The following is a 19200-nucleotide window of genomic DNA, read 5'->3' as shown; positions in this document are numbered from 1 at the left end:
ACAAGGACAACTAGTTATGAACAAAGGATATTTAGCGACAACGTTGGTGCTGTCTTCAGCATTGTTAACTACCGAAGTTCAGGCAGAGGATTCAGTATTTGTTGGGCACTTGGTTGATTTCTCCGGTCCCACTGCTTATGTGAGTAAACCATACGGTTCTGGAGTGCGCGACGCGCTAAAATGGATTAACAATAATGGCGGGATAGATGGTACAGCACTTGAATTTGAAACGGTCGATATGGCGTACAAGGTGCCAGTGGCTATTTCAAACTATAAGCGTTGGGTGGCGCGTAAAGACATGGTCGCTATGCAGGGCTGGGGCACGGCAGATACAGAAGCGCTAATCTCTTTCGTCACTAGAGATAAAGTCCCGGTGTTTTCTGCTTCTTATTCAGGGCACCTAACGGATCCAACCGGAAAGAATCCCAAAACGGCAAAACCAGCACCTTATAACTTCTTCTACGGTGCATCGTATTCTGATGCTTGTCGCGCACTAGTGAAATGGGCAAAAGATGATTGGGAAGCGAAGGGCAACCAAGATGCACCAAAATTCACCCACATTGGTGACAACCATCCATTCCCTAACGCGCCAAAAGAAGCCTGTGCTGAATATGCTGAAGAGCTTGGATTCGAAGTACAAAACCCTGTGGTTGTTTCATTAAAGCCGGGTGACTTCAAAGCGCAATGTTTGTCGCTTAAAGAGTCAGGTACCAACTATGGTTACATTGCCAATCTTGGCGGTTCGGTTATTTCCTTAGTTAAGTCTTGCAATACGGTTGGTACACAATTTCAGTACATGGCGAACATTTGGGGCGGGGATAAACCCGTACTGGAAGCAGCTGGTGACGGTCTAAAAGATTACGTATTCCCAGGTATGACAGCATTTTGGGGCGATGAAACGCAAGGGATGACTTTAGTACGTGAAATCTCGCAGCAGTCCGCGTCACAGCCTGATCAGTTCCGTACTCATCACTACATTCGAGGTGTTTGCTCGGCTTTCTACATGAAAGAAGCGATGGAATGGGCGAAAGCCAATGGTGGTATCACGGGTGAGAATATCAAACAAGGCATGTATGTCCGTGAAAACTGGGTACCACAAGGTTTAGAGGGGGTTTGTATCCCAGCTAACTGGCAGCCAGATGATCACCGCGGTACGACAACTGTGAACGTATTTATGGGTAACAACCAAGGTGGAGCCGTTGATATCAATAAAGTGGCTGAGGTTACATTGTCACGCCGTGATGATTGGTTAGGGTACTAAGTTACTCATTGAATAAGCTATTAGTTACTAAGTTAAAGATGGTGAGGGGAAACCCTCACCGAGCAGGGAGCGGCTTGATGAGCGAATTAGCAAAAGAGATTGAACCGGCTGAAATATTACTCTCAGTGAACAACATTGAAGTGGTGTATGACGAAGTCATTCTGGTATTACGTGGTGTGAGCCTAGAAGTGCCCAAAGGGCAAATTGTCACGCTTCTGGGTGCAAATGGTGCGGGTAAATCAACCACCCTTAAAGCGATATCAGGGTTACTTAAAACAGAAGACGGCGAAGTAACTCGTGGTGAAATTAATTTCATGGGCGAGCGCATCGATAACAAAAGCCCAGAAGAGATCGTACGTTCCGGTATCTTCCAAGTTATGGAAGGGCGAAGAATCGTTGAAGACATGACGGTGATTGAGAATTTGCGATTGGGCGCTTATACGCGTTCAGACAATGAGGTCGAGCAAGACATTGAAATGGTGTTCGACTATTTCCCTCGCTTGAAAGAGCGAACGGGATTGGCGGGTTACTTATCGGGTGGCGAGCAACAGATGCTGGCTATTGGTCGTGCGCTCATGGCTCGTCCAAAAATGATACTACTTGATGAGCCGTCAATGGGGTTATCGCCATTATTGGTTAAAGAAGTGTTCGGCATTATCAATAAGATCAACAAAGAGCATGGCATTACCATGTTGTTGGTCGAGCAGAACGCCAATTTTGCACTACAAGCGTCAGACTATGGCTACATTATGGAGTCAGGAAAAATTGTGTTAGATGGCAGTAAGCATGCGCTACTGAACAATGAAGACGTGAAAGAGTTTTACCTTGGTGGTGGAGATGGCGAGCGTAAAAGCTTCAAGAACTTGAAGTCCTATAAACGCCGTAAGCGATGGTTATAAGGAGTGGTTATGAGCGATTTATTTGATGCTAAAGAGGATCAATCAGCACAGGCGCGTGAAAGAGATTTATTTGAGCGATTACCAAGACTTATTGAACACGCCAAGCGCAACAGTGAACACTATGCCGCTATTTTTGCTGATTTAGACCCAAAGCTTGCGGTAAGTCGGGAGAATTTATCGCGCTTTCCTATTACTCGTAAGTTCAATCTGCCCGCACAGCAGAAGGAACGCCCACCTTTTGGTGGCATCAATAGTGCGAACATTGGACAAATGGCTAGGGTGTTTCAATCTCCCGGTCCACTGTACGAAAGCCAAAGTAACGAACTGGATCATTGGCGTATGGGGCGCGCTTTTCATGCAGCTGGTTTTCGTGCGGGAGACTTAGTGCACAACACCCTGTCTTATCATTTCTCCCCTGGCGGTTTCATCATGGATGGCGGGGCAAGAGCTTGTGGCTGTGCGGTTTTTCCTGCGGGAGTCGGGAATACCGACGCGCAAATCGAAGCGATAAATCAACTACAGCCAACAGGCTATACCGGAACGCCTTCATTCTTAATTGCGTTGCTTACTCGCTATCAAGAATTGCATGGAGACTCATGCAGTATTAGCAAGGCATTGGTCTCTGGTGAAGCCGTGACGGCGGATATGCTGCAGGTATTTTCGGATGTAGGTATTGCTGTCTCACAAGCCTATGCCAGTGCGGAACTTGGTTTAATAGCTTATCAGGTTGATGGTGAATTGGGGTTGGTTGTAGCGGAAGACATTATTGTTGAAATAGTCGACCCTGAAGGCGTTCCAGTGCAACTAGGAGACATTGGCGAAGTACTTGTTACATCGCTGGACGACAAATTCCCTTTGATTCGATACGCAACCGGAGATCTATCTGCACAGTTGCCTAACAATGAAAAGTCGCAGCGAAGCAATATGCGGCTTAAAGGGTGGTTAGGTCGAGCAGACTCAGCAGTGAAAGTGAAAGGCTTATTCGTCTACCCACATCAAGTGCAGGAGATATGCCGCCAACACGATATTAAAGGGTCATTGGTGATTGAGCGCCAGAACTTTAAAGATACGATTACATTTTTCTGCCAAGACAGCCATGTATCCGCCGATGAACTACAAGCGACCATGCAATCTGTTACCAAGTTAAAAGGGGACGTGTTATTTGTGCCAAATCAACAAGACACGCAACAACCGCTAATCAATGATTTACGCGATATGTAAATTGAGAAAGTCTAAAAATGTTTATAAACGAAGGGGCACTGTGATATCGCAGTGCCCCTTTTAATAACTAGAGCTAGTGAGCTTTTGCTTGGGGAGAATGGAATGAAAGTTGTTGATGGCCCACCAATGGATGCTAGGTTTTGGGATGCACTATTTGCCCAAGGGCGTATGCCTTGGGATCGGAGTAAAACTCCTGATGATTTAGCTCGCCACTTAGCCATCGAAAAGTCATATGTCAGTAAAGATGAGTTAGCTAGGCTAGGGCAAAGTAAGCGAGATCATAAATCGGTGTTTATTCCCGGTTGTGGCGCAGCTTATGAAGTGGTGAGCTTTGTTGATCAAGGGTATTTCGTGACAGCAATGGACTACAGCCAAGAAGCGGTCAATTTAGCCAAAGCAAAATTGGGTGGTTATGCAGGTTCAGTCCAGCATGGTGATGTATTCGAAGCGTGTTTTTCTCAGCCATTTGACGTTATTTATGAACGTGCATTTCTCGCTGCCTTACCTCGTGATAAATGGGCTGATTATTTCCAAATGGTGAACAGGTTACTGCCAAGTGGCGGTTATTTGATCGGCTACTTTGTCATTAGTGATGAGTACTGCTCGCGTTTCCCGCCATTTTGTCTGCGTTCGGGCGAGCTTCCTCAGTGGCTGGCAACGTCATTCTCATTACAGTTCAGCTCAAGAGTTGAAGATAGTGTCGCTGTGTTTAAAGACAAAGAGTATTGGATGGTTTGGAAAAAATACTAGCCCAAGCCTCAGGTAATAAGGTGCTTAGCGTGTTATTAAGCCGCAATTATATCGATTGAAATATACTATTAAACTAGCGTATTCAAAAACAATAAATTGCGGTCTGTTAGCCCAAATAAATGACTAGTGATTATTTGGGTCGCCCAGTGCAAGTGCCACTTTGGAAATCGGCTTTTTACCTAACGCTTGGCAGATTTGCCAGCCAGCTTGGTTGATGAGGTTCAGATCAACGCCAGTTTCGATACCAAGGTTTTCACACAAATAGAGCACATCTTCAGTCGCGACATTTCCACTCGCACCTTGTGCATATGGGCAACCACCAAGGCCAGCGACAGCGCTATCAATGGTATTTATTCCCATAAGAAGAGCTTGGTAAATATTGGCTAAAGCTTGACCATAAGTATCATGAAAATGCACCGCTAGTACGTCTTTGGGTAGTTGCTTGAGCAATGTATCGAGCATCATGATAACGCGGTTTGGCGTGCCTTTTCCTACGGTATCGCCGAGTGAAATTTCATAGCAACCCATCTCAAAAAGAGTATTAGCGATTAGCGCGGTTTGCGCTGGAGAGACAGGGCCTTCGTAAGGGCAAACCATAGTGCAAGATAAATACCCACGCACTGGAATGCCGTGTTGTTTGGCAAGGTCGATGACGGGGTCAAATCGGTTGAGGCTTTCGGCAATGCTGCAGTTAATGTTCTTTTGGCTGAAGGTTTCAGAAGCCGAACCAAATACGGCTATCTGCTTAACGCCACTTTCAATGGCTCGCTCTACCCCTGCCATATTAGGTGTTAAGGCGCTATATATAACGCCTGGTTGCTGGTTTATCTGACTAAACACTTGCGCTGAATCTGCCATTTGCGGAACCCACTTGGGCGAAACGAAAGATCCAGCTTCAATGTGCTTTAAGCCACTTAAACTAAGCTGGTTAATGAGGTCGACTTTGTCACTCAGCGTAACGGTGGTTTCGTTTTGCAGCCCATCTCTGGCACCAACTTCAATTATGTTAGCTTTCTCTGGTAGCATGTTCGACCTCCATGTCGTCAGTACTATCGTCGTTGTTGGGAGATAGTTGCAGTAATACCGATCCATGCTGCACCTGTTCGCCTAACTGATAAAATACCTCTTCGACAGTTACCGCTTGTGAGGCTGAGATGGTGTATTCCATTTTCATCGCCTCAAGCACTAACAAAGGGGTGCCCGTTGCTACTTGCTCGCCTTTATTGACCAGTACAGCAGAGATAATGCCGTTGAGTGGCGCGGTTGGGTTCAAATCTTCGTCGGTCTCTTGTTTGGATTCGAAATTAGGTTGATGGGCGAAGGTTCGCTGCTGACCATGATAGAAAACAGTGGTTTCATCGCTTCTGATTAATCGGTGGAAATAATGACGAACGCCATCAATATCAATGGATAGCTTATTGCTCTGTTCCAGCAGGCAAACGTCATATTGATGATCATTGACCTCTACCTTGATAGCCATCGACTGGAGGGGTTGTGGGCTAGCTAACGATTGGCTGAGGATCACTTCACTGTTAGTTTGCTCTGTAGTGAAGTTAAAGCGATACAGTCGTTGTGGCGAGAGCCTAAAACCTTGCTGTGTAGGCAAAGGCAATCCCTCGCTATTTGCGACTAAATTGATTTCACTCCAACGTGCAATCGCGGCGAGAGTCAGCCAAATTGAATCGTCTATAGTTTGGTGTTGTTGAATAGAGTTTTGATGCTTAATTAGAAAATCCGTATCTAACTCAAGATTGGCAAAAGCAGGTTGGCAAATAACACTGTGCAGAAAACCAATATTGGTGGTGACACCGAGAAGATGATAATCGTTTAGTGCCTGCTTAAGACGCGCCAACGCAATGTTGCGGTTATCACCCCAAACGATAAGTTTGCTGATCATAGGATCATAAAATTCACTGATCACATCATCTTGTATTACCCCGCTATCAATACGCACATCACTATGTGAAGAAGGCTCAGATAAATAGGTGATTTTGCCGGTTGAAGGCATAAATTCATTTTGCGCATCTTCGGCGTAAATCCGCAATTCGATGGCGTGACCAGTATGAGTAATTTGTTGTTGGCTCATTGGCAATTGTTCACCCGCGGCAACGTTAAACTGCCACTCAACCAAGTCAATCCCAGTAATTAGCTCCGTTACAGGGTGCTCTACTTGCAAGCGTGTGTTCATTTCCATGAAATAGAACTCACCGCTGTTATCGAGCAAAAACTCGACAGTACCAGCACCAACGTAATCGATCGCCTTTGCCGCCAGTACGGCAGCTTCGCCCATTTTCTTACGCAGTTGATCGGATAAACCGGGAGCAGGGGCTTCCTCTACTACTTTTTGGTGGCGACGTTGAATAGAGCAATCACGATCTGAGAGGTAAAGACAATTTCCGTGTTGGTCGGCGAAGACTTGGACCTCCACGTGGCGGGGTTTAATTATGCACTTTTCAATCAGTAGCTGTTTGTCACCAAAACTTGAGAGTGCTTCACGCTGTGCGCTACTAATCGAGAAATTCATCTCGGAGGCACTGTTGACAACGCGCATTCCTTTGCCGCCACCACCTTGGGTGGCTTTTAACATCACTGGATAACCGATTTTGTCGGCTTCTTTAAGTAAGTGTTCAACGCTATTGTTGTCACCATGATAGCCAGGAACGAGAGGGACCTTAGCGGTAGCCATGATTGATTTGGCTTGAGATTTCGAGCCCATCTGCTCAATCGCGTTGGTTGGCGGACCGATAAATATGATGTTGTTGTCGCTGCACGCTTTCGCTAAAATCGCATTTTCCGATAGAAACCCATAACCAGGATGAACCGCATCCACTTTCCATTTGATTGCGGATTGAATGATTTTATCGACATCAAGATAGGATTCACTGGCGGGTGACGCTCCAATATACTCGGCAAAATCCGCTTGTTTTACGTGTAAACTACGACGATCAGCATCTGAATAAACAGCAACAGTTTCTATCGCCATCTTTTTGGCTGTTTTTATCACTCGGCATGCAATCTCACCGCGGTTGGCAATCAAAATTCGTTTAAACATCGTTCCTCCAATTCGCTGGGCGCTTTGCAAAAAATGCAGCCAGTCCTTCTTGTCCTTCTGGTGAGACTCGCGCAGCCGCTATCGCTTGGCTGGTATAATCTATTAAGTTGTTATCAATTGGATGGTGGTGGCACTGCAAACAAAGTGCTTTTGACGCTTGTAATGCATTAGGTCCATGTTGATTTAGCTTGGTAGCAATGCTGTTAACTAACTCGCGTGGCTGGTATGAAATATGGTGCAAAATCTCAAGGTTTTGCGCCGTTTCCGCATCGATCAACTCTGCGGTTAAGAAGTAACGACGGCTTTGTCGTTGACCAATGGTACGAATAACGTAAGGACCAATTGTTGCTGGGAGTAACCCTAGCTTTACTTCACTTAAGCAAAAGCGACTATCGGGCGTGCCGATGGCAATATCACAACAACATATCAGCCCAAGCGCACCACCAAATGCTGCGCCATGCACCATCGCGATGGTTGGTTTACTAAAGGTATCAAGCTTATGCAGTAACAGCGCGAGTTGCTGCGCGTCTTGCTGGTTGTCATTCTCTGACTTGCTTGCCATCGATTGCATCCAGCTGAGATCTGCGCCAGCCGAGAAGTGTTTTCCTTTAGCACTCAAAACTAACACTTTGATTGAGGTGTCTTGGTTTAGTTCATCAAGAGTATCAATCAGTGATGCGATCAATTGGTCGTCAAAAGCGTTGTGCTTTTCAGGACGATTGAGGCTTAACCATGCAATCCCATCGCTGTCTTTTTCCAGCAGTAGTCCAGTCATGTGACATCCTATGTCGAATATTTAATCATTGCTGTCGTGTAGACGTATTGCACAAATTACATGCGAAAAATACCAAATTTACTCTCAGGTATTGGTGCATTGAGTGCTGCAGAAAGTGCAATTCCAACCACATCTCTTGTGTTTGCAGGGTCGATGATCCCATCATCCCAAAGCCTAGCACTGGCATAGTATGCATGGCTTTGGCTTTGGTATTGGTCGATGATGGGCTGCTTAAACGCACTTTCTTCAGCCTCACTCCAACTCTCACCTTTGCGATATTTGATATCACGGGTAACTTGCGCCATCACACCCGCAGCTTGTTCGCCACCCATGACAGAAATTCGGGCATTGGGCCACATCCACATCATTGTTGGATCATAGGCTCGCCCGCACATACCATAGTTACCAGCACCATAAGAACCGCCAATGACAACGGTAAACTTAGGCACATCAGCGCAAGCAACAGCGGTCACCATCTTGGCACCGTGTTTTGCAATACCTTCGGCTTCATACTTTTGCCCAACCATGAATCCGGTAATGTTCTGTAGAAACAGCAATGGAATTTTGCGTTGTGCGCATAGCTCAATAAAGTGCGCACCTTTTTGTGCGGATTCCGAAAATAAAATGCCATTGTTCGCAATGATACCGATGGGGTAGCCATGTATGTGGGCAAAACCACACACCAACGTTTCACCAAACAGTGCTTTGAATTCATCAAACTGAGAGTCATCAACCGTCCGTGCGATGACTTCACGTACATCAAACGGCTTTTTGAGATCAGTACCAACAACACCATACAGTTCTTGTGCCTCAAAGCGTGGTGGTTTCGATGGTTTTAGTTTCAACTGAGCGGGCTTAACATGATTGATTTGGCTAACGGCTTGCCTTGCTAGCTCTAAAGCATGGTGGTCGTTTTCTGCGCAGTAGTCAGCTACTCCGGAAACACGGCAGTGCACATCAGCGCCACCAAGATCTTCAGCGCTTACCTCTTCGCCAGTGGCTGCTTTAACCAGCGGGGGACCGGCCAAAAAAATGGTACCTTGCTGTTTTACGATAATTGATACATCACACATCGCGGGGACATAAGCCCCGCCGGCAGTACAAAGCCCCATGACAACCGCAATTTGTGCGATCCCCTTAGATGACATGCGGGCTTGGTTATAAAAAATTCGCCCAAAATGGTCTTTATCAGGGAAAACTTCATCTTGACGAGGCAGATTGGCGCCGCCCGAATCGACAAGGTATACACAAGGTAAGCGACACTTTTCTGCGATTTCTTGTGCCCGTAAATGCTTTTTTACTGTGAGTGGGTAATAGCTGCCCCCTTTGACCGTAGCATCATTGGCGACGATCATACATTCAGTGCCATCGATAACACCGACACCCGCAACGGCACCTGCGCATGGCACGTAGTCGGGGTATACATCCCAACCCGCAAACTGCCCAATTTCGAGAAAAGAGGAGCCGGGATCAAGTAGCGCTAAAATCCGTTCTCGTACCGGAAGTTTGCCTTTGTTTTTTTGGTGTTGTCGCGCTTTTTCGCCACCACCATCTTCAATTTGGGCTGTGACGGTATAGAGTTGATCGACCAATGCCGCCATTGAGCGATAATTCTCGTGATATTGTTCCGAGTGAGCATTAATTTTTGTTGATAGATAAGCCATGAATTGTTGTTCTCCATTCTGTGCAGGTAATATCGCTGCATTTATCGCTTTTTAATGAATGAAATTTGAGACGAATAACGACCGCTATGCGCTTTCGTTAAACAATTCACGACCAATTAATATACGGCGAATTTCAGATGTTCCGGCACCGATTTCGTAGAGTTTGGCGTCTCGCAATAATCGACCAGCATCAAAGTCATTGATATAACCGTTTCCACCGAGTAGTTGGATGGCATCTAATGCCATTTTGGTCGCCAGTTCAGCGCTAAAGAGGATGGCACCAGCAGCATCTTTACGGCTGGTTTCACCGCGATCACAAGCGGCAGCAACAGCATAAACATAAGCTTTTGCCGCATTCATTTGGGTATACATATCGGCAATTTTTGCTTGAACCAATTGGAATTCGCCGATGGCTTGCCCAAATTGCTTACGATCATGAATATAGGGGACAACGAGATCCATACAAGCTTGCATGATGCCAAGTGGTCCGCCAGCCAATACCACGCGCTCGTAATCTAATCCGCTCATCAGAACGCGCACGCCGTGGTTTTCCTCACCAAGAATGTTTTCTGCGGGCACTTCGCAATCTTCAAACACCAACTCACAAGTGTTCGAACCACGCATGCCCAACTTGTCTAATTTTTGTGCTTGTGAAAAGCCTGGGTAGCCGCGTTCTACAATAAAGGCGGTAATGCCTTTGGCATTTAGGCTAGGATTGGTTTTAGCGTACACCACATAGGTATGGGCATCGGGTCCATTGGTGATCCACATTTTATTGCCATTGAGTACAAATATGTCGCCTTTACGTTCAGCCTTTAGCTGCATAGAGACAACGTCAGAACCGGCACCGGGCTCACTCATTGCTAGCGCACCAATATGTTCGCCAGTAAGAAGTTTTGGTAGGTATTTTTCTTTTTGAGCTTGGGTGCCGTTTCGGTGGATTTGATTGACACAAAGGTTGGAATGGGCACCATAACTCAGTGCAACGGATGCAGAAGCTCGGCTAATTTCTTCCATAGCGATGACGTGGGCAAGGTAACCCATGTTGGCACCGCCAAACTCTTCGCTGATGGTGACACCAAGTAGCCCCATTTCACCAAATTTGGCCCAAAGATGGTTGGGGAAGTCATTAGTCTGGTCGATAGATTGCGCGAGAGGCGCGATTTCACTGGCAGCAAAATGATTGATTTGCTCACGGAGTAAATCAGTATTTTCGTCATAAACGAAATTTAGAGAAGAGTAGGTAGATTTCATTGCGTATCCTTGCCAAATACGCCACCTACATCCAAGCAACGAGTTGCTAGGTGGCGTTATCACCATTAATAGATTTAAGTGTACTTTCACATCGCAACTTAGCCGCATTTAACTCCATCATTACTGCGTTGATGTCGTTTGCTTGCTGTTGCAATGTAACCTTCTTATCTTCGATCAACCGAATCATATAGCTCAACTGCTCTGCGCTTTGATCGGTGTCGTAAAGCTCAAATAACTCTTTGATATCTGCGAGAGAGAACCCTAGACGCTTACCTCGCAAAATCAATTTCAGTCTGATCCGATCACGACCATTATAGATACGAGTACTGCCTTTACGTTCAGGCGCAATAAGCCCCAAATCTTCGTAAAAACGAATGCTTCGGGTCGTAATATCAAACTCCCTAGCAAGCTCACTTATCTTAAATGTATTCATCCCTTAACCCTTCGACTTTCGTATAACCTTATAAAGAATATACAACTCGTTAACGTTAAAGTAAATAAACTGCAGCCTCTCTTGAGTATTGATATTACGAGCATTTACCCAAAACAGAACATTCGTTCGGACAAACAATAACCTCATAACTTGACGTTAACGTAAATGTTAGTATAGTTATTACATAAACGTCAACAGAAGGTTAACAAAATGAATAGCGAAACATGGATTGTTGCCGCAAAAAGAACACCTATTGGGTCTTTCCAAGGTATGTTCGCTGCGACTGATGCCATTCATTTGGGGGCTCAGGCAATACAAGCGGCATTGGTTGTTAGCCAGTTAGCACCTGAAAAAGTAGATGAAGTGTTAATGGGTTGTGTTTTGCCTGCTGGTGTTGGGCAAGCGCCGGCGAGACAAGCTACTCTTAAAGCACAGCTGCCTATATCGGTTGGCTGCACCACATTAAACAAAGTTTGTGGTTCGGGAATGAAAACGGTGATGTTGGCGCACGATCTTATTCAAGCAAATAGTGCTAATGCCGTCATCGCTGGTGGCATGGAGAACATGTCTGCTTCTCCTTATATATTGAAGAAAGCGCGTGATGGATTCCGTTTAGGGCATGAACAAGTACTCGACCACATGTTTTACGATGGTTTGCAAGATGCTTATCAAGGTGAATTGATGGGGGTGTTTGCTGAGCAAACTGCGCAAAGGTATCAATTTAGTCGTGAAAATATGGATCAATGGGCTCAGCAATCGGTACTTCGTGCTCAAAATGCAATTGAACAAGGTTTGTTTGAAGAAGAAATCGTGCCTGTCAGTGTAAAAACAAAACGTTCGCAACAGCTTTGTGTTGATGACGAAAATCCCAAAAAACTCAATGTCGATAAGATCCCAACGTTGCGTCCGGCTTTTGCCAAAGATGGTTCAGTAACAGCAGCAAACTCCAGCTCAATCTCTGATGGAGCATCGGCATTGGTATTGGTAAGTAGTGAGTTTGGTAAAAAGGAAAACCTTCAACCAATAGCAAAAATCATCGGACACACAACCCACGCGCGCGAGCCCGAAGAATTTACCATTGCGCCCGTGTTTGCCATAGAGCAACTTTTAGCGAAAACAGGTTGGGATAAATCGGATGTGGACCTATGGGAAATTAACGAAGCGTTTGCGGTAGTTACGCAATACGCCGTTAAAGCCCTCGAACTGGAAGCGAATAAAGTCAATGTACGCGGAGGCGCCTGTGCACTAGGTCACCCGATTGGAGCAAGTGGTAATCGAATTATAGTGACACTCATCCATGCATTAAAACAAACCGGTGGAACACGCGGTATTGCGTCGCTGTGTATTGGCGGCGGAGAAGCAACCGCCATTGCGATTGAAATCTGCTGATTTAGGCTCAGGTTTCATACACAAAATTCATAAAACAAACAGTAGTCAGTAATTAGCTGAAACATACAAGGACGTCATCATGACAGAAAAAGTAAAACAGTATATTGGCGGCGAATTTGCCATGTCAGAGTCTCAACAGTGGCTAGATGTTACTAACCCTGCAACCAATGAAGTGATTGCGCAGGTTCCTTGTGCTACAGAGTCGGAAATGACGGCGGCGATCACTAGTGCAGCCGATACATTTAAAAGCTGGAAAGAAGTGTCTGCGCCAGAAAGAGCACGCTTGATGCTGCGCTACCAACATTTACTTAAAGAGAATCATGACAACATTGCGATTTTACTTTCCAGTGAGACAGGTAAAACGCTTCCAGATGCCAAAGGCGATGTATGGCGTGGAATTGAAGTGGTTGAGCAAGCGGCGAACATTTGCAGCTCAATGATGGGTGAAACTGTCGAGAATGTCGCGACTAACATTGATGGTTATTCATACATCCAGCCCCTTGGTGTGTGTGCTGGTATTACGCCATTTAACTTTCCTGCCATGATCCCGTTATGGATGTTCCCAATGGCAATCGCCTGCGGTAATACCTTTATCTTAAAACCTTCAGAGCAAGTGCCTTTAACCGCGATGTTACTGGCGGAATTGTTTGAAAAAGCAGGTGCGCCTGTAGGGGTGTTGCAAGTCGTCCATGGTAAAAAAGAACAAGTAGACCGAATTCTTACCGACCCAGTTGTCCGTACCATTTCGTTTGTTGGTTCGGTTGCGGTGGGTGAATACATCTACAAAACCGGCACGGATAACCTAAAACGCGTCCAATCATTTGCTGGCGCAAAAAACCATATGGTGATTATGCCTGACGCCAACAAACAACAAGTGATCAATAGCTTGGTTGGCGCTTCAGTTGGCGCTGCTGGTCAACGTTGTATGGCCATTTCAGTCGCGGTATTTGTCGGTGGCACTAAAGAGTGGATTCCAGAGCTTAAGGAGGCGTTAGCACAAGTGCAGCCTGGTGCTTGGGACAATGAGCAAGCAGGTTATGGACCACTGATTAGCCCGCAAGCAAAGCAGCGTGTTGTTGGTCTTATAGAAGAAGGCAAAGCGTCTGGTGCTGATTGTGTGTTGGATGGTTCAAATTGCGTAGTTGATGGTCTTCCAAACGGTAACTGGGTAGGACCAACGCTGTTTACTAATGTCACAACTGAGATGTCTATCTACAAAGAAGAGATCTTTGGTCCAGTGTTACTCACCATGGACGTTGAAACTTTAGATGACGCGATTGAGTTGATTAATGCTAGCCCATTTGGCAACGGTACTTCGATCTTCACCGCAAGTGGTGGTGCTGCGAGAAAGTATCAGCACAATATTGAAGTAGGCAATGTCGGCATCAATGTGCCAATTCCAGTACCGCTACCATTTTTCTCGTTTACTGGCTGGAAAGGCAGTTTCTATGGCGATTTACACGCTTACGGTAAACAAGCAGTACGTTTTTATACCGAAACCAAAACCGTTACAGCGCGTTGGTTTGATGATGATATCCCAAGCGGTCCAAATATGACGATTCAGCTATAACCGCCATTTCATAACGAACGGAGAGCCAAGCTATAGTTTGTATATATTACTGATGGCTTGGCTCACTTTATCTTCGAGATAACCACAGTTTGGGGGTTAAATATGGATTTTGAATTAAATGAAGATCAGGTAGCTTTTGCAGAGGCTGCAAAGCAGTTTTCAGATCAAATGTTGGCACCACAAGCTGCTGAGTGGGATGAAACGTCTTACTTTCCCAAAGAGGTTATTAGACAAGCTGGCGAGCTTGGTTTTTTAAGCATCTATACACCACCTGAGCACGGTGGATTAGGGCTGTCTCGCTTAGATGCGGCGATCATCTTTGAGCAACTGGCAATGGGTTGCACCGCGACAACAGCATTTATGACCATTCACAACATGGCAACGTGGATGATCACCAGCTTCGCCAAGCAACATGTAGCCAAGCAATTTAGCGCTGATCTAGTCTCTGGTGAAAAGCTCGCTTCTTATTGTTTAACTGAACCCAATGCAGGATCAGATGCTGCGTCGCTGACAACCAGTGCGGTACGTGATGGTGATGAATTCGTATTGAATGGTGCCAAGGTCTTTATCTCTGGTGCGGGAGATACCGAAGTGTTGGTGGTTATGGCGCGTTCTTGTGGTGAAGGGGCAAATGGTATTTCAGCATTTGTCGTGCCAGCGGATAGTGAAGGCGTCAGTTATGGCAAAAAAGAAGCCAAAATGGGCTGGAACTGTCAGCCAACGCGAATGATTACTTTTGAAAATGTACGAATTCCCGTTGATTACCTGTTAGGTGAAGAAGGTGAAGGTTTTACAATCGCGATGCTTGGGCTTGATGGCGGGCGAATCAATATTGCTACCTGTTCAGTAGGGACGGCGCAGCAAGCATTAAACGAAGCCAAGCAATACATGTCTGAGCGTAAGCAATTTGGGCGCACATTGGCCCAGTTTCAAGCACTGCAATTCAAGCTGGCAGATATGGCTACTGAGTTGGTCGCTGCCCGCCAAATGGTGCACTTAGCCGCTGCTAAACTTGACTCTCAACATGCTGAAAAAAGTGCTTACTGCGCGATGGCAAAACGTTTTGCTACAGACGTTGGATTTAAAGTCTGTGATGAGGCACTGCAAATTCACGGTGGTTATGGCTACATTAAAGAATACCCAGTAGAGCGCCATTTCAGAGATGTGCGTGTACATCAAATTCTTGAAGGGACCAATGAAATCATGCGTGTGATTATAGCTAGGCGCTTGCTAAGCGAAGGTGTTGAATTGCTATAGGGAGTACCACTGATTTTAAGTGAAGAATCTAAGGACTAAATCATTATGACAGCACATATCAAGCTAGAAAAAGTGGCGCATATAGCCAAGTTAACTATTAGTAATCCACCCGCAAATACATGGACTCTAGAATCACTTAACCAGTTAAAAGAACTGGCGACTGAGCTGAGCCACGATCGCTCTGTTTATGCATTGGTTTTAACTGGTGAGGGGGAGAAGTTCTTTTCCGCTGGCGCAGATCTTAAAACTTTTGTTAGTGGTGACAAGGCGATGGCTCTTGATATGGCATTTGCATTTGGCGAAGCATTTGAAGCGCTTTCGGCGTTTGATGGTGTAACAGTAGCTGCTATCAACGGTTATGCCATGGGTGGCGGGCTTGAAGTTGCCTTAGCGTGTGATATACGAATTGCAGAGCAGCAAGTACAAATGGCGCTACCGGAAGCTTCTGTCGGTTTATTGCCCTGTGCTGGAGGTACGCAAAACCTAACCGCGCTGGTTGGTGAAGGTTGGGCAAAACGAATGATCCTATGTGGCGAGCGCGTAACAGCGGAAGTCGGCGAGCGTATTGGGTTGGTTGAAGAAGTGGTTGAAACAGGCAAAGCTCTTAGCGCAGCAATGGAACTCGCACAGCGAGTGGCAGCGCAATCGCCAAAATCAATTTCTGCATGTAAATCGCTGATCCAAAATCATCGAAGCCAAACACATAACGCTGGCTTAGTGCTCGAACGTGAGTTGTTTTTGCAGCTATTCGACACTCAAGATCAAGCCGAGGGTGTTAACGCCTTTTTGCAAAAGCGCAAACCTAACTGGACCAACAGTTAACGGGAGGCACTATGCTAGGTAAAGTAATTAGTTCAAAACTCACCTGTGCTGACGGCTCATTAATTGGTGTACTTGAATTAGATAACCCGAGTGCGCTCAATGCACTTAGTTACGAGATGATAGAACAACTGTATAACCAATTAATCAGTTGGCAAAGTGACGATAATATTGTCGCAGTATTTTTGCATGCCAGTGGAGAGAAAGCCTTTTGTGCTGGAGGTGACATTCAAGCCATCTTCCGTGCACTTGAAAACAAGGAGCATGATTTCGATGCCGCTTTTGAGGCAATGGAAAGCTTTTTTACCCTTGAATATCGTTGTGATTACCTGATCCATACTTATGACAAACCTATTATCGCATGGGGGCATGGGTATTTAATGGGCGGTGGTGTTGGCTTGTTCATGGGAGCGAGTCATAGAGTTGCCTCGACTAATACGCGCTTTGCTATGCCGGAGAGCAAAATTGGTCTTTACCCGGATGTAGGCGCAACGTATTTCCTAAGCCACTTGCCACAGCATTTTGCGTTATTTCTTGGGCTTACGGCTTGTCAGATAAATGCAACCGATATGAAAGCGCTTGGCTTGTGCCAGTGGACAGCGCAAGCACAAGAAAAGCTACCATTCTTACAACAGTTATTAAAAATTGAGTGGCGTAATCAAACGGATATTGAGCTTACGCTCAATCGCCTGCTTAATGATGTGCAATGCGAGCCGTTAGATGATGGATTGCTTATGGCGCACGGGCGAATTATTGAACCGCTTTGCCAAGGTAGTCTTATCGAAGTTATCGCTGCCATCAACGCGGTGAACACTGAAGACCGATGGATGAAAAACGCGCAAAAATCACTCAACTATGCAAGCCCACTCTCGCTAAATATTTGCTATCAACAATTAACTCAGTGTCACGGTTTAACCTTGAAAGAGTGTTTTGATATGGAATTTAATCTCACGCTGCGTTGTGGTTTAGAAGGGGATTTCAAAGAGGGAGTGAGAGCATTAATTATTGATAAAACCAATCAACCTCAGTGGTTACACCGTGACGTATTGGCTGTTACCGATCAGGAATTAGAACGCTTTTTCTCACCAATTGATTCGACTGCATATCCGCTTGTTAAAGCGAATGTGACAACGGCGACTTTATAAGGATATAAACCAAATGGAAAAAATTACATTTATCGGGCTAGGAAACATGGGCGCACCCATGGCAAAAAATCTACTCAGTGCAAAATTGAATGTAGAGGTTTTTGACTTAAACCCTAGCGCGGTGCAAGAGCTAACGGCGCTTGGTGCATCAAGTGCTGATTCTGTGCAGCAAGCAGTGCAGGGATCAAACGTCGTCATTACCATGTTGCCAGCAAGCCAACATGTACAAAGTGTTTACCTTACAGAGGGGGGCATTCTCGACAGTGTCGACTCTGGAACCCTATTGATTGACTGTTCTACTATTGATGCTACAACCGCGCGTGATGTTGCATCCAAGGCACTAAAACGTGGTATCAATTTTGTTGATGCACCTGTTTCAGGTGGTGTTGCCGGAGCTTCAGCGGGTACGTTGACCTTCATTGTTGGAGGAAGCGCCGAAAACTTTGCTCAAGCAAAAGTGACCCTGAGCCATATGGGTAAAAACATCTTCCATGCGGGTGAGGCTGGAGCTGGGCAAGTCGCCAAAATCTGCAATAACATGATGCTGGGTATTCTAATGAGTGGCACTTGTGAGGCGCTAAACTTAGGTGTTGAGAACGGGCTCGATCCGAAAGTACTGTCAGATATTATGTTGCAAAGTTCAGGACGAAACTGGGCGCTGGAGCTGTATAACCCATGCCCAGGCGTGATGGAGAATGTGCCTTCAAGCAATGGTTACCAAGGTGGTTTTATGAGCCAGTTAATGGCGAAAGATCTTGGTTTAGCGATGGAAGCTGCGGTCGCGAGCCAATCTTCAACCCCTATGGGTAGCTTAGCGCGTAATCTGTTCAATTTTCATAATGGTCAGGGCAACGGGCAGAAAGACTTTTCAAGCTTGTTCGAGTTCTACCAAAAACAGCAATAAGGAGAGCGCATGGAACTGGCAAATGCAGTGATTGCTATAACTGGTGCAGGGCAAGGGTTAGGAAAACACATGGCGCTTTCTCTGGCACAAAGTGGTGTGAACCTCGCCCTGATCGACCTTGACGCACTCCAGCTTAGTGAAACTCAAACGCAGTGTGAATCTTATGGCGTAACTGCACGTTGTTACGTCGCCGACGTGACGGCAGAACATCAAGTCTGTTCGGCGTTCGAGCAAATTGAAACCGACTTCGATCAGTTAAATGGTGTGGTAAACAACGCCGGTATTATGCGAGATGGCATGTTCATTAAAGTAAGAGATGGTCAGGTAAACACCATGTCACTGGATCAATTTCAATCTGTGATGAACGTGAATGTGAGCGGTACATTCTTATGTGGACGTGAAGCGGCGAAAGTCATGCTCAATACCGACAGTAAAGGTGTGATCATTAATATATCAAGTGTTGCAAGAGCGGGAAATATAGGTCAAACCAACTATTCTGCTTCTAAAGCAGCAGTCGCTACTATGGCAACCGTTTGGGCGAAAGAGCTAGGGCGATATGGAATTCGTTCCGTTGCGATTGCGCCTGGTGTGATTAAAACCGCAATGACGGATCAGATAAAACCTGAAGCGATGGAACGTTTGGTGAGCATGATCCCCGCAGGGCGCTTGGGCGAAGCAGATGAAATTGCGTCCACTATCAAATATGTGCTTGAAAATGACTTTGTCACAGGGCGAGTGATGGAAGTGGACGGCGGTATGAGGATGTAAAGTGCATACAGTTGAAATGTGTTCTGTCAGTTCACTTTG

Annotated in this window: 17 protein-coding genes; 11 read left to right on the top strand and 6 right to left on the bottom strand. The window is 45.8% G+C overall.

Going from position 1 to position 19200, the window contains the following annotated elements; genetic code table 11:
- Positions 1-16: 16 nt before the first annotated feature.
- The 4 genes from L4C38_RS04365 (at position 17) to L4C38_RS04350 (ending at position 4131) form a co-directional block, all read left to right on the top strand.
- On the top strand, positions 17-1261 hold the full coding sequence (locus tag L4C38_RS04365; RefSeq protein ID WP_428796313.1) for an ABC transporter substrate-binding protein: 1245 nt from the start codon (positions 17-19) through the stop codon (positions 1259-1261).
- A gap of 77 nt (positions 1262-1338) precedes the next feature.
- Positions 1339-2160, top strand: coding sequence for an ABC transporter ATP-binding protein (locus L4C38_RS04360; RefSeq protein ID WP_428796312.1), 822 nt, complete (start codon positions 1339-1341; stop codon positions 2158-2160).
- A gap of 9 nt (positions 2161-2169) precedes the next feature.
- A complete protein-coding gene (locus L4C38_RS04355) occupies positions 2170-3381 on the top strand; it encodes a phenylacetate--CoA ligase family protein (RefSeq protein WP_428796311.1) in 1212 nt (403 codons plus the stop codon).
- Positions 3382-3483: 102 nt separating this feature from the next.
- Entirely contained in the window at positions 3484-4131 is a 648-nt protein-coding gene (locus tag L4C38_RS04350) for a methyltransferase domain-containing protein (RefSeq protein ID WP_428796310.1), read from the top strand.
- 123 nt (positions 4132-4254) lie between these two features.
- Here L4C38_RS04350 and L4C38_RS04345 read toward each other — a convergent pair whose 3' ends face one another.
- From L4C38_RS04345 to L4C38_RS04320, 6 genes are all read right to left on the bottom strand, one after another.
- Positions 4255-5157 (bottom strand): hydroxymethylglutaryl-CoA lyase, encoded by a 903-nt coding sequence (locus L4C38_RS04345; RefSeq protein WP_428796309.1) that lies wholly within the window; start codon positions 5155-5157, stop codon positions 4255-4257.
- The gene (locus tag L4C38_RS04340) at positions 5138-7183 is read right to left on the bottom strand and encodes an acetyl/propionyl/methylcrotonyl-CoA carboxylase subunit alpha (RefSeq protein ID WP_428796308.1); all 2046 of its coding nucleotides are present in this window, start codon (positions 7181-7183) and stop codon (positions 5138-5140) included. Before L4C38_RS04340 ends, L4C38_RS04345 begins: the two co-directional genes overlap by 20 nt.
- Positions 7176-7958 carry an enoyl-CoA hydratase-related protein gene (locus tag L4C38_RS04335; RefSeq protein WP_428796307.1) on the bottom strand — a complete coding sequence of 261 codons (783 nt, stop codon included), beginning with the start codon at positions 7956-7958 and terminating at the stop codon, positions 7176-7178. The genes L4C38_RS04340 and L4C38_RS04335 overlap by 8 nt, the downstream gene beginning before the upstream one ends.
- A gap of 56 nt (positions 7959-8014) precedes the next feature.
- Complete coding sequence (locus L4C38_RS04330; protein WP_428796306.1) at positions 8015-9622, bottom strand: carboxyl transferase domain-containing protein; 1608 nt, start codon at positions 9620-9622, stop codon at positions 8015-8017.
- 84 nt (positions 9623-9706) lie between these two features.
- Complete coding sequence (locus tag L4C38_RS04325; RefSeq protein ID WP_428796305.1) at positions 9707-10876, bottom strand: isovaleryl-CoA dehydrogenase; 1170 nt, start codon at positions 10874-10876, stop codon at positions 9707-9709.
- A 46-nt stretch (positions 10877-10922) separates the two neighbouring features.
- Positions 10923-11309, bottom strand: coding sequence for a MerR family transcriptional regulator (locus L4C38_RS04320; protein WP_428796304.1), 387 nt, complete (start codon positions 11307-11309; stop codon positions 10923-10925).
- A 210-nt stretch (positions 11310-11519) separates the two neighbouring features.
- On the opposite strand from L4C38_RS04320, the gene L4C38_RS04315 reads away from it, so the two are divergent.
- The 7 genes from L4C38_RS04315 (at position 11520) to L4C38_RS04285 (ending at position 19161) form a co-directional block, all read left to right on the top strand.
- Positions 11520-12698, top strand: a complete 1179-nt coding sequence (locus tag L4C38_RS04315; RefSeq protein ID WP_428796303.1) for a thiolase family protein — start codon at positions 11520-11522, stop codon at positions 12696-12698.
- 79 nt (positions 12699-12777) lie between these two features.
- Entirely contained in the window at positions 12778-14268 is a 1491-nt protein-coding gene (locus L4C38_RS04310; RefSeq protein WP_428796302.1) for a CoA-acylating methylmalonate-semialdehyde dehydrogenase, read from the top strand.
- Positions 14269-14370: 102 nt separating this feature from the next.
- Positions 14371-15525 (top strand): acyl-CoA dehydrogenase family protein, encoded by a 1155-nt coding sequence (locus L4C38_RS04305; RefSeq protein ID WP_428796301.1) that lies wholly within the window; start codon positions 14371-14373, stop codon positions 15523-15525.
- 45 nt (positions 15526-15570) lie between these two features.
- Positions 15571-16347 carry an enoyl-CoA hydratase gene (locus L4C38_RS04300; RefSeq protein ID WP_428796300.1) on the top strand — a complete coding sequence of 259 codons (777 nt, stop codon included), beginning with the start codon at positions 15571-15573 and terminating at the stop codon, positions 16345-16347.
- Positions 16348-16358: 11 nt separating this feature from the next.
- Positions 16359-17489 carry an enoyl-CoA hydratase/isomerase family protein gene (locus L4C38_RS04295; RefSeq protein WP_428796299.1) on the top strand — a complete coding sequence of 377 codons (1131 nt, stop codon included), beginning with the start codon at positions 16359-16361 and terminating at the stop codon, positions 17487-17489.
- Between the two features lie 13 nt (positions 17490-17502).
- Positions 17503-18393 (top strand): 3-hydroxyisobutyrate dehydrogenase, encoded by an 891-nt coding sequence (mmsB, locus tag L4C38_RS04290; protein ID WP_428796298.1) that lies wholly within the window; start codon positions 17503-17505, stop codon positions 18391-18393.
- Positions 18394-18402: 9 nt separating this feature from the next.
- Positions 18403-19161: an SDR family oxidoreductase gene (locus L4C38_RS04285; RefSeq protein WP_428796297.1), complete on the top strand. Its 759-nt coding sequence runs from the start codon at positions 18403-18405 to the stop codon at positions 19159-19161.
- The last annotated feature ends 39 nt before the right edge of the window (positions 19162-19200 follow it).

The organism is Vibrio kasasachensis, assembly GCF_050337565.1.
In the GTDB taxonomy this organism is placed as follows: domain Bacteria; phylum Pseudomonadota; class Gammaproteobacteria; order Enterobacterales; family Vibrionaceae; genus Vibrio; species Vibrio kasasachensis.
The sequence above is the reverse complement of the archived record's forward strand: the minus strand, read 5'-3'. Positions and strand labels throughout refer to the sequence as shown.

What these genes read in the sequence shown, in the direction of transcription:
- L4C38_RS04365 (WP_428796313.1), top strand. Translation starts at nt 17, where the DNA reads ATGAACAAAGGATATTTAGCGACAACGTTGGTGCTGTCTTCAGCATTG.
- L4C38_RS04360 (WP_428796312.1), top strand. Translation starts at nt 1,339, where the DNA reads ATGAGCGAATTAGCAAAAGAGATTGAACCGGCTGAAATATTACTCTCA.
- L4C38_RS04355 (WP_428796311.1), top strand. Translation starts at nt 2,170, where the DNA reads ATGAGCGATTTATTTGATGCTAAAGAGGATCAATCAGCACAGGCGCGT.
- L4C38_RS04350 (WP_428796310.1), top strand. Translation starts at nt 3,484, where the DNA reads ATGAAAGTTGTTGATGGCCCACCAATGGATGCTAGGTTTTGGGATGCA.
- L4C38_RS04345 (WP_428796309.1), bottom strand. Translation starts at nt 5,157, where the DNA reads ATGCTACCAGAGAAAGCTAACATAATTGAAGTTGGTGCCAGAGATGGG.
- L4C38_RS04340 (WP_428796308.1), bottom strand. Translation starts at nt 7,183, where the DNA reads ATGTTTAAACGAATTTTGATTGCCAACCGCGGTGAGATTGCATGCCGA.
- L4C38_RS04335 (WP_428796307.1), bottom strand. Translation starts at nt 7,958, where the DNA reads ATGACTGGACTACTGCTGGAAAAAGACAGCGATGGGATTGCATGGTTA.
- L4C38_RS04330 (WP_428796306.1), bottom strand. Translation starts at nt 9,622, where the DNA reads ATGGCTTATCTATCAACAAAAATTAATGCTCACTCGGAACAATATCAC.
- L4C38_RS04325 (WP_428796305.1), bottom strand. Translation starts at nt 10,876, where the DNA reads ATGAAATCTACCTACTCTTCTCTAAATTTCGTTTATGACGAAAATACT.
- L4C38_RS04320 (WP_428796304.1), bottom strand. Translation starts at nt 11,309, where the DNA reads ATGAATACATTTAAGATAAGTGAGCTTGCTAGGGAGTTTGATATTACG.
- L4C38_RS04315 (WP_428796303.1), top strand. Translation starts at nt 11,520, where the DNA reads ATGAATAGCGAAACATGGATTGTTGCCGCAAAAAGAACACCTATTGGG.
- L4C38_RS04310 (WP_428796302.1), top strand. Translation starts at nt 12,778, where the DNA reads ATGACAGAAAAAGTAAAACAGTATATTGGCGGCGAATTTGCCATGTCA.
- L4C38_RS04305 (WP_428796301.1), top strand. Translation starts at nt 14,371, where the DNA reads ATGGATTTTGAATTAAATGAAGATCAGGTAGCTTTTGCAGAGGCTGCA.
- L4C38_RS04300 (WP_428796300.1), top strand. Translation starts at nt 15,571, where the DNA reads ATGACAGCACATATCAAGCTAGAAAAAGTGGCGCATATAGCCAAGTTA.
- L4C38_RS04295 (WP_428796299.1), top strand. Translation starts at nt 16,359, where the DNA reads ATGCTAGGTAAAGTAATTAGTTCAAAACTCACCTGTGCTGACGGCTCA.
- mmsB (WP_428796298.1), top strand. Translation starts at nt 17,503, where the DNA reads ATGGAAAAAATTACATTTATCGGGCTAGGAAACATGGGCGCACCCATG.
- L4C38_RS04285 (WP_428796297.1), top strand. Translation starts at nt 18,403, where the DNA reads ATGGAACTGGCAAATGCAGTGATTGCTATAACTGGTGCAGGGCAAGGG.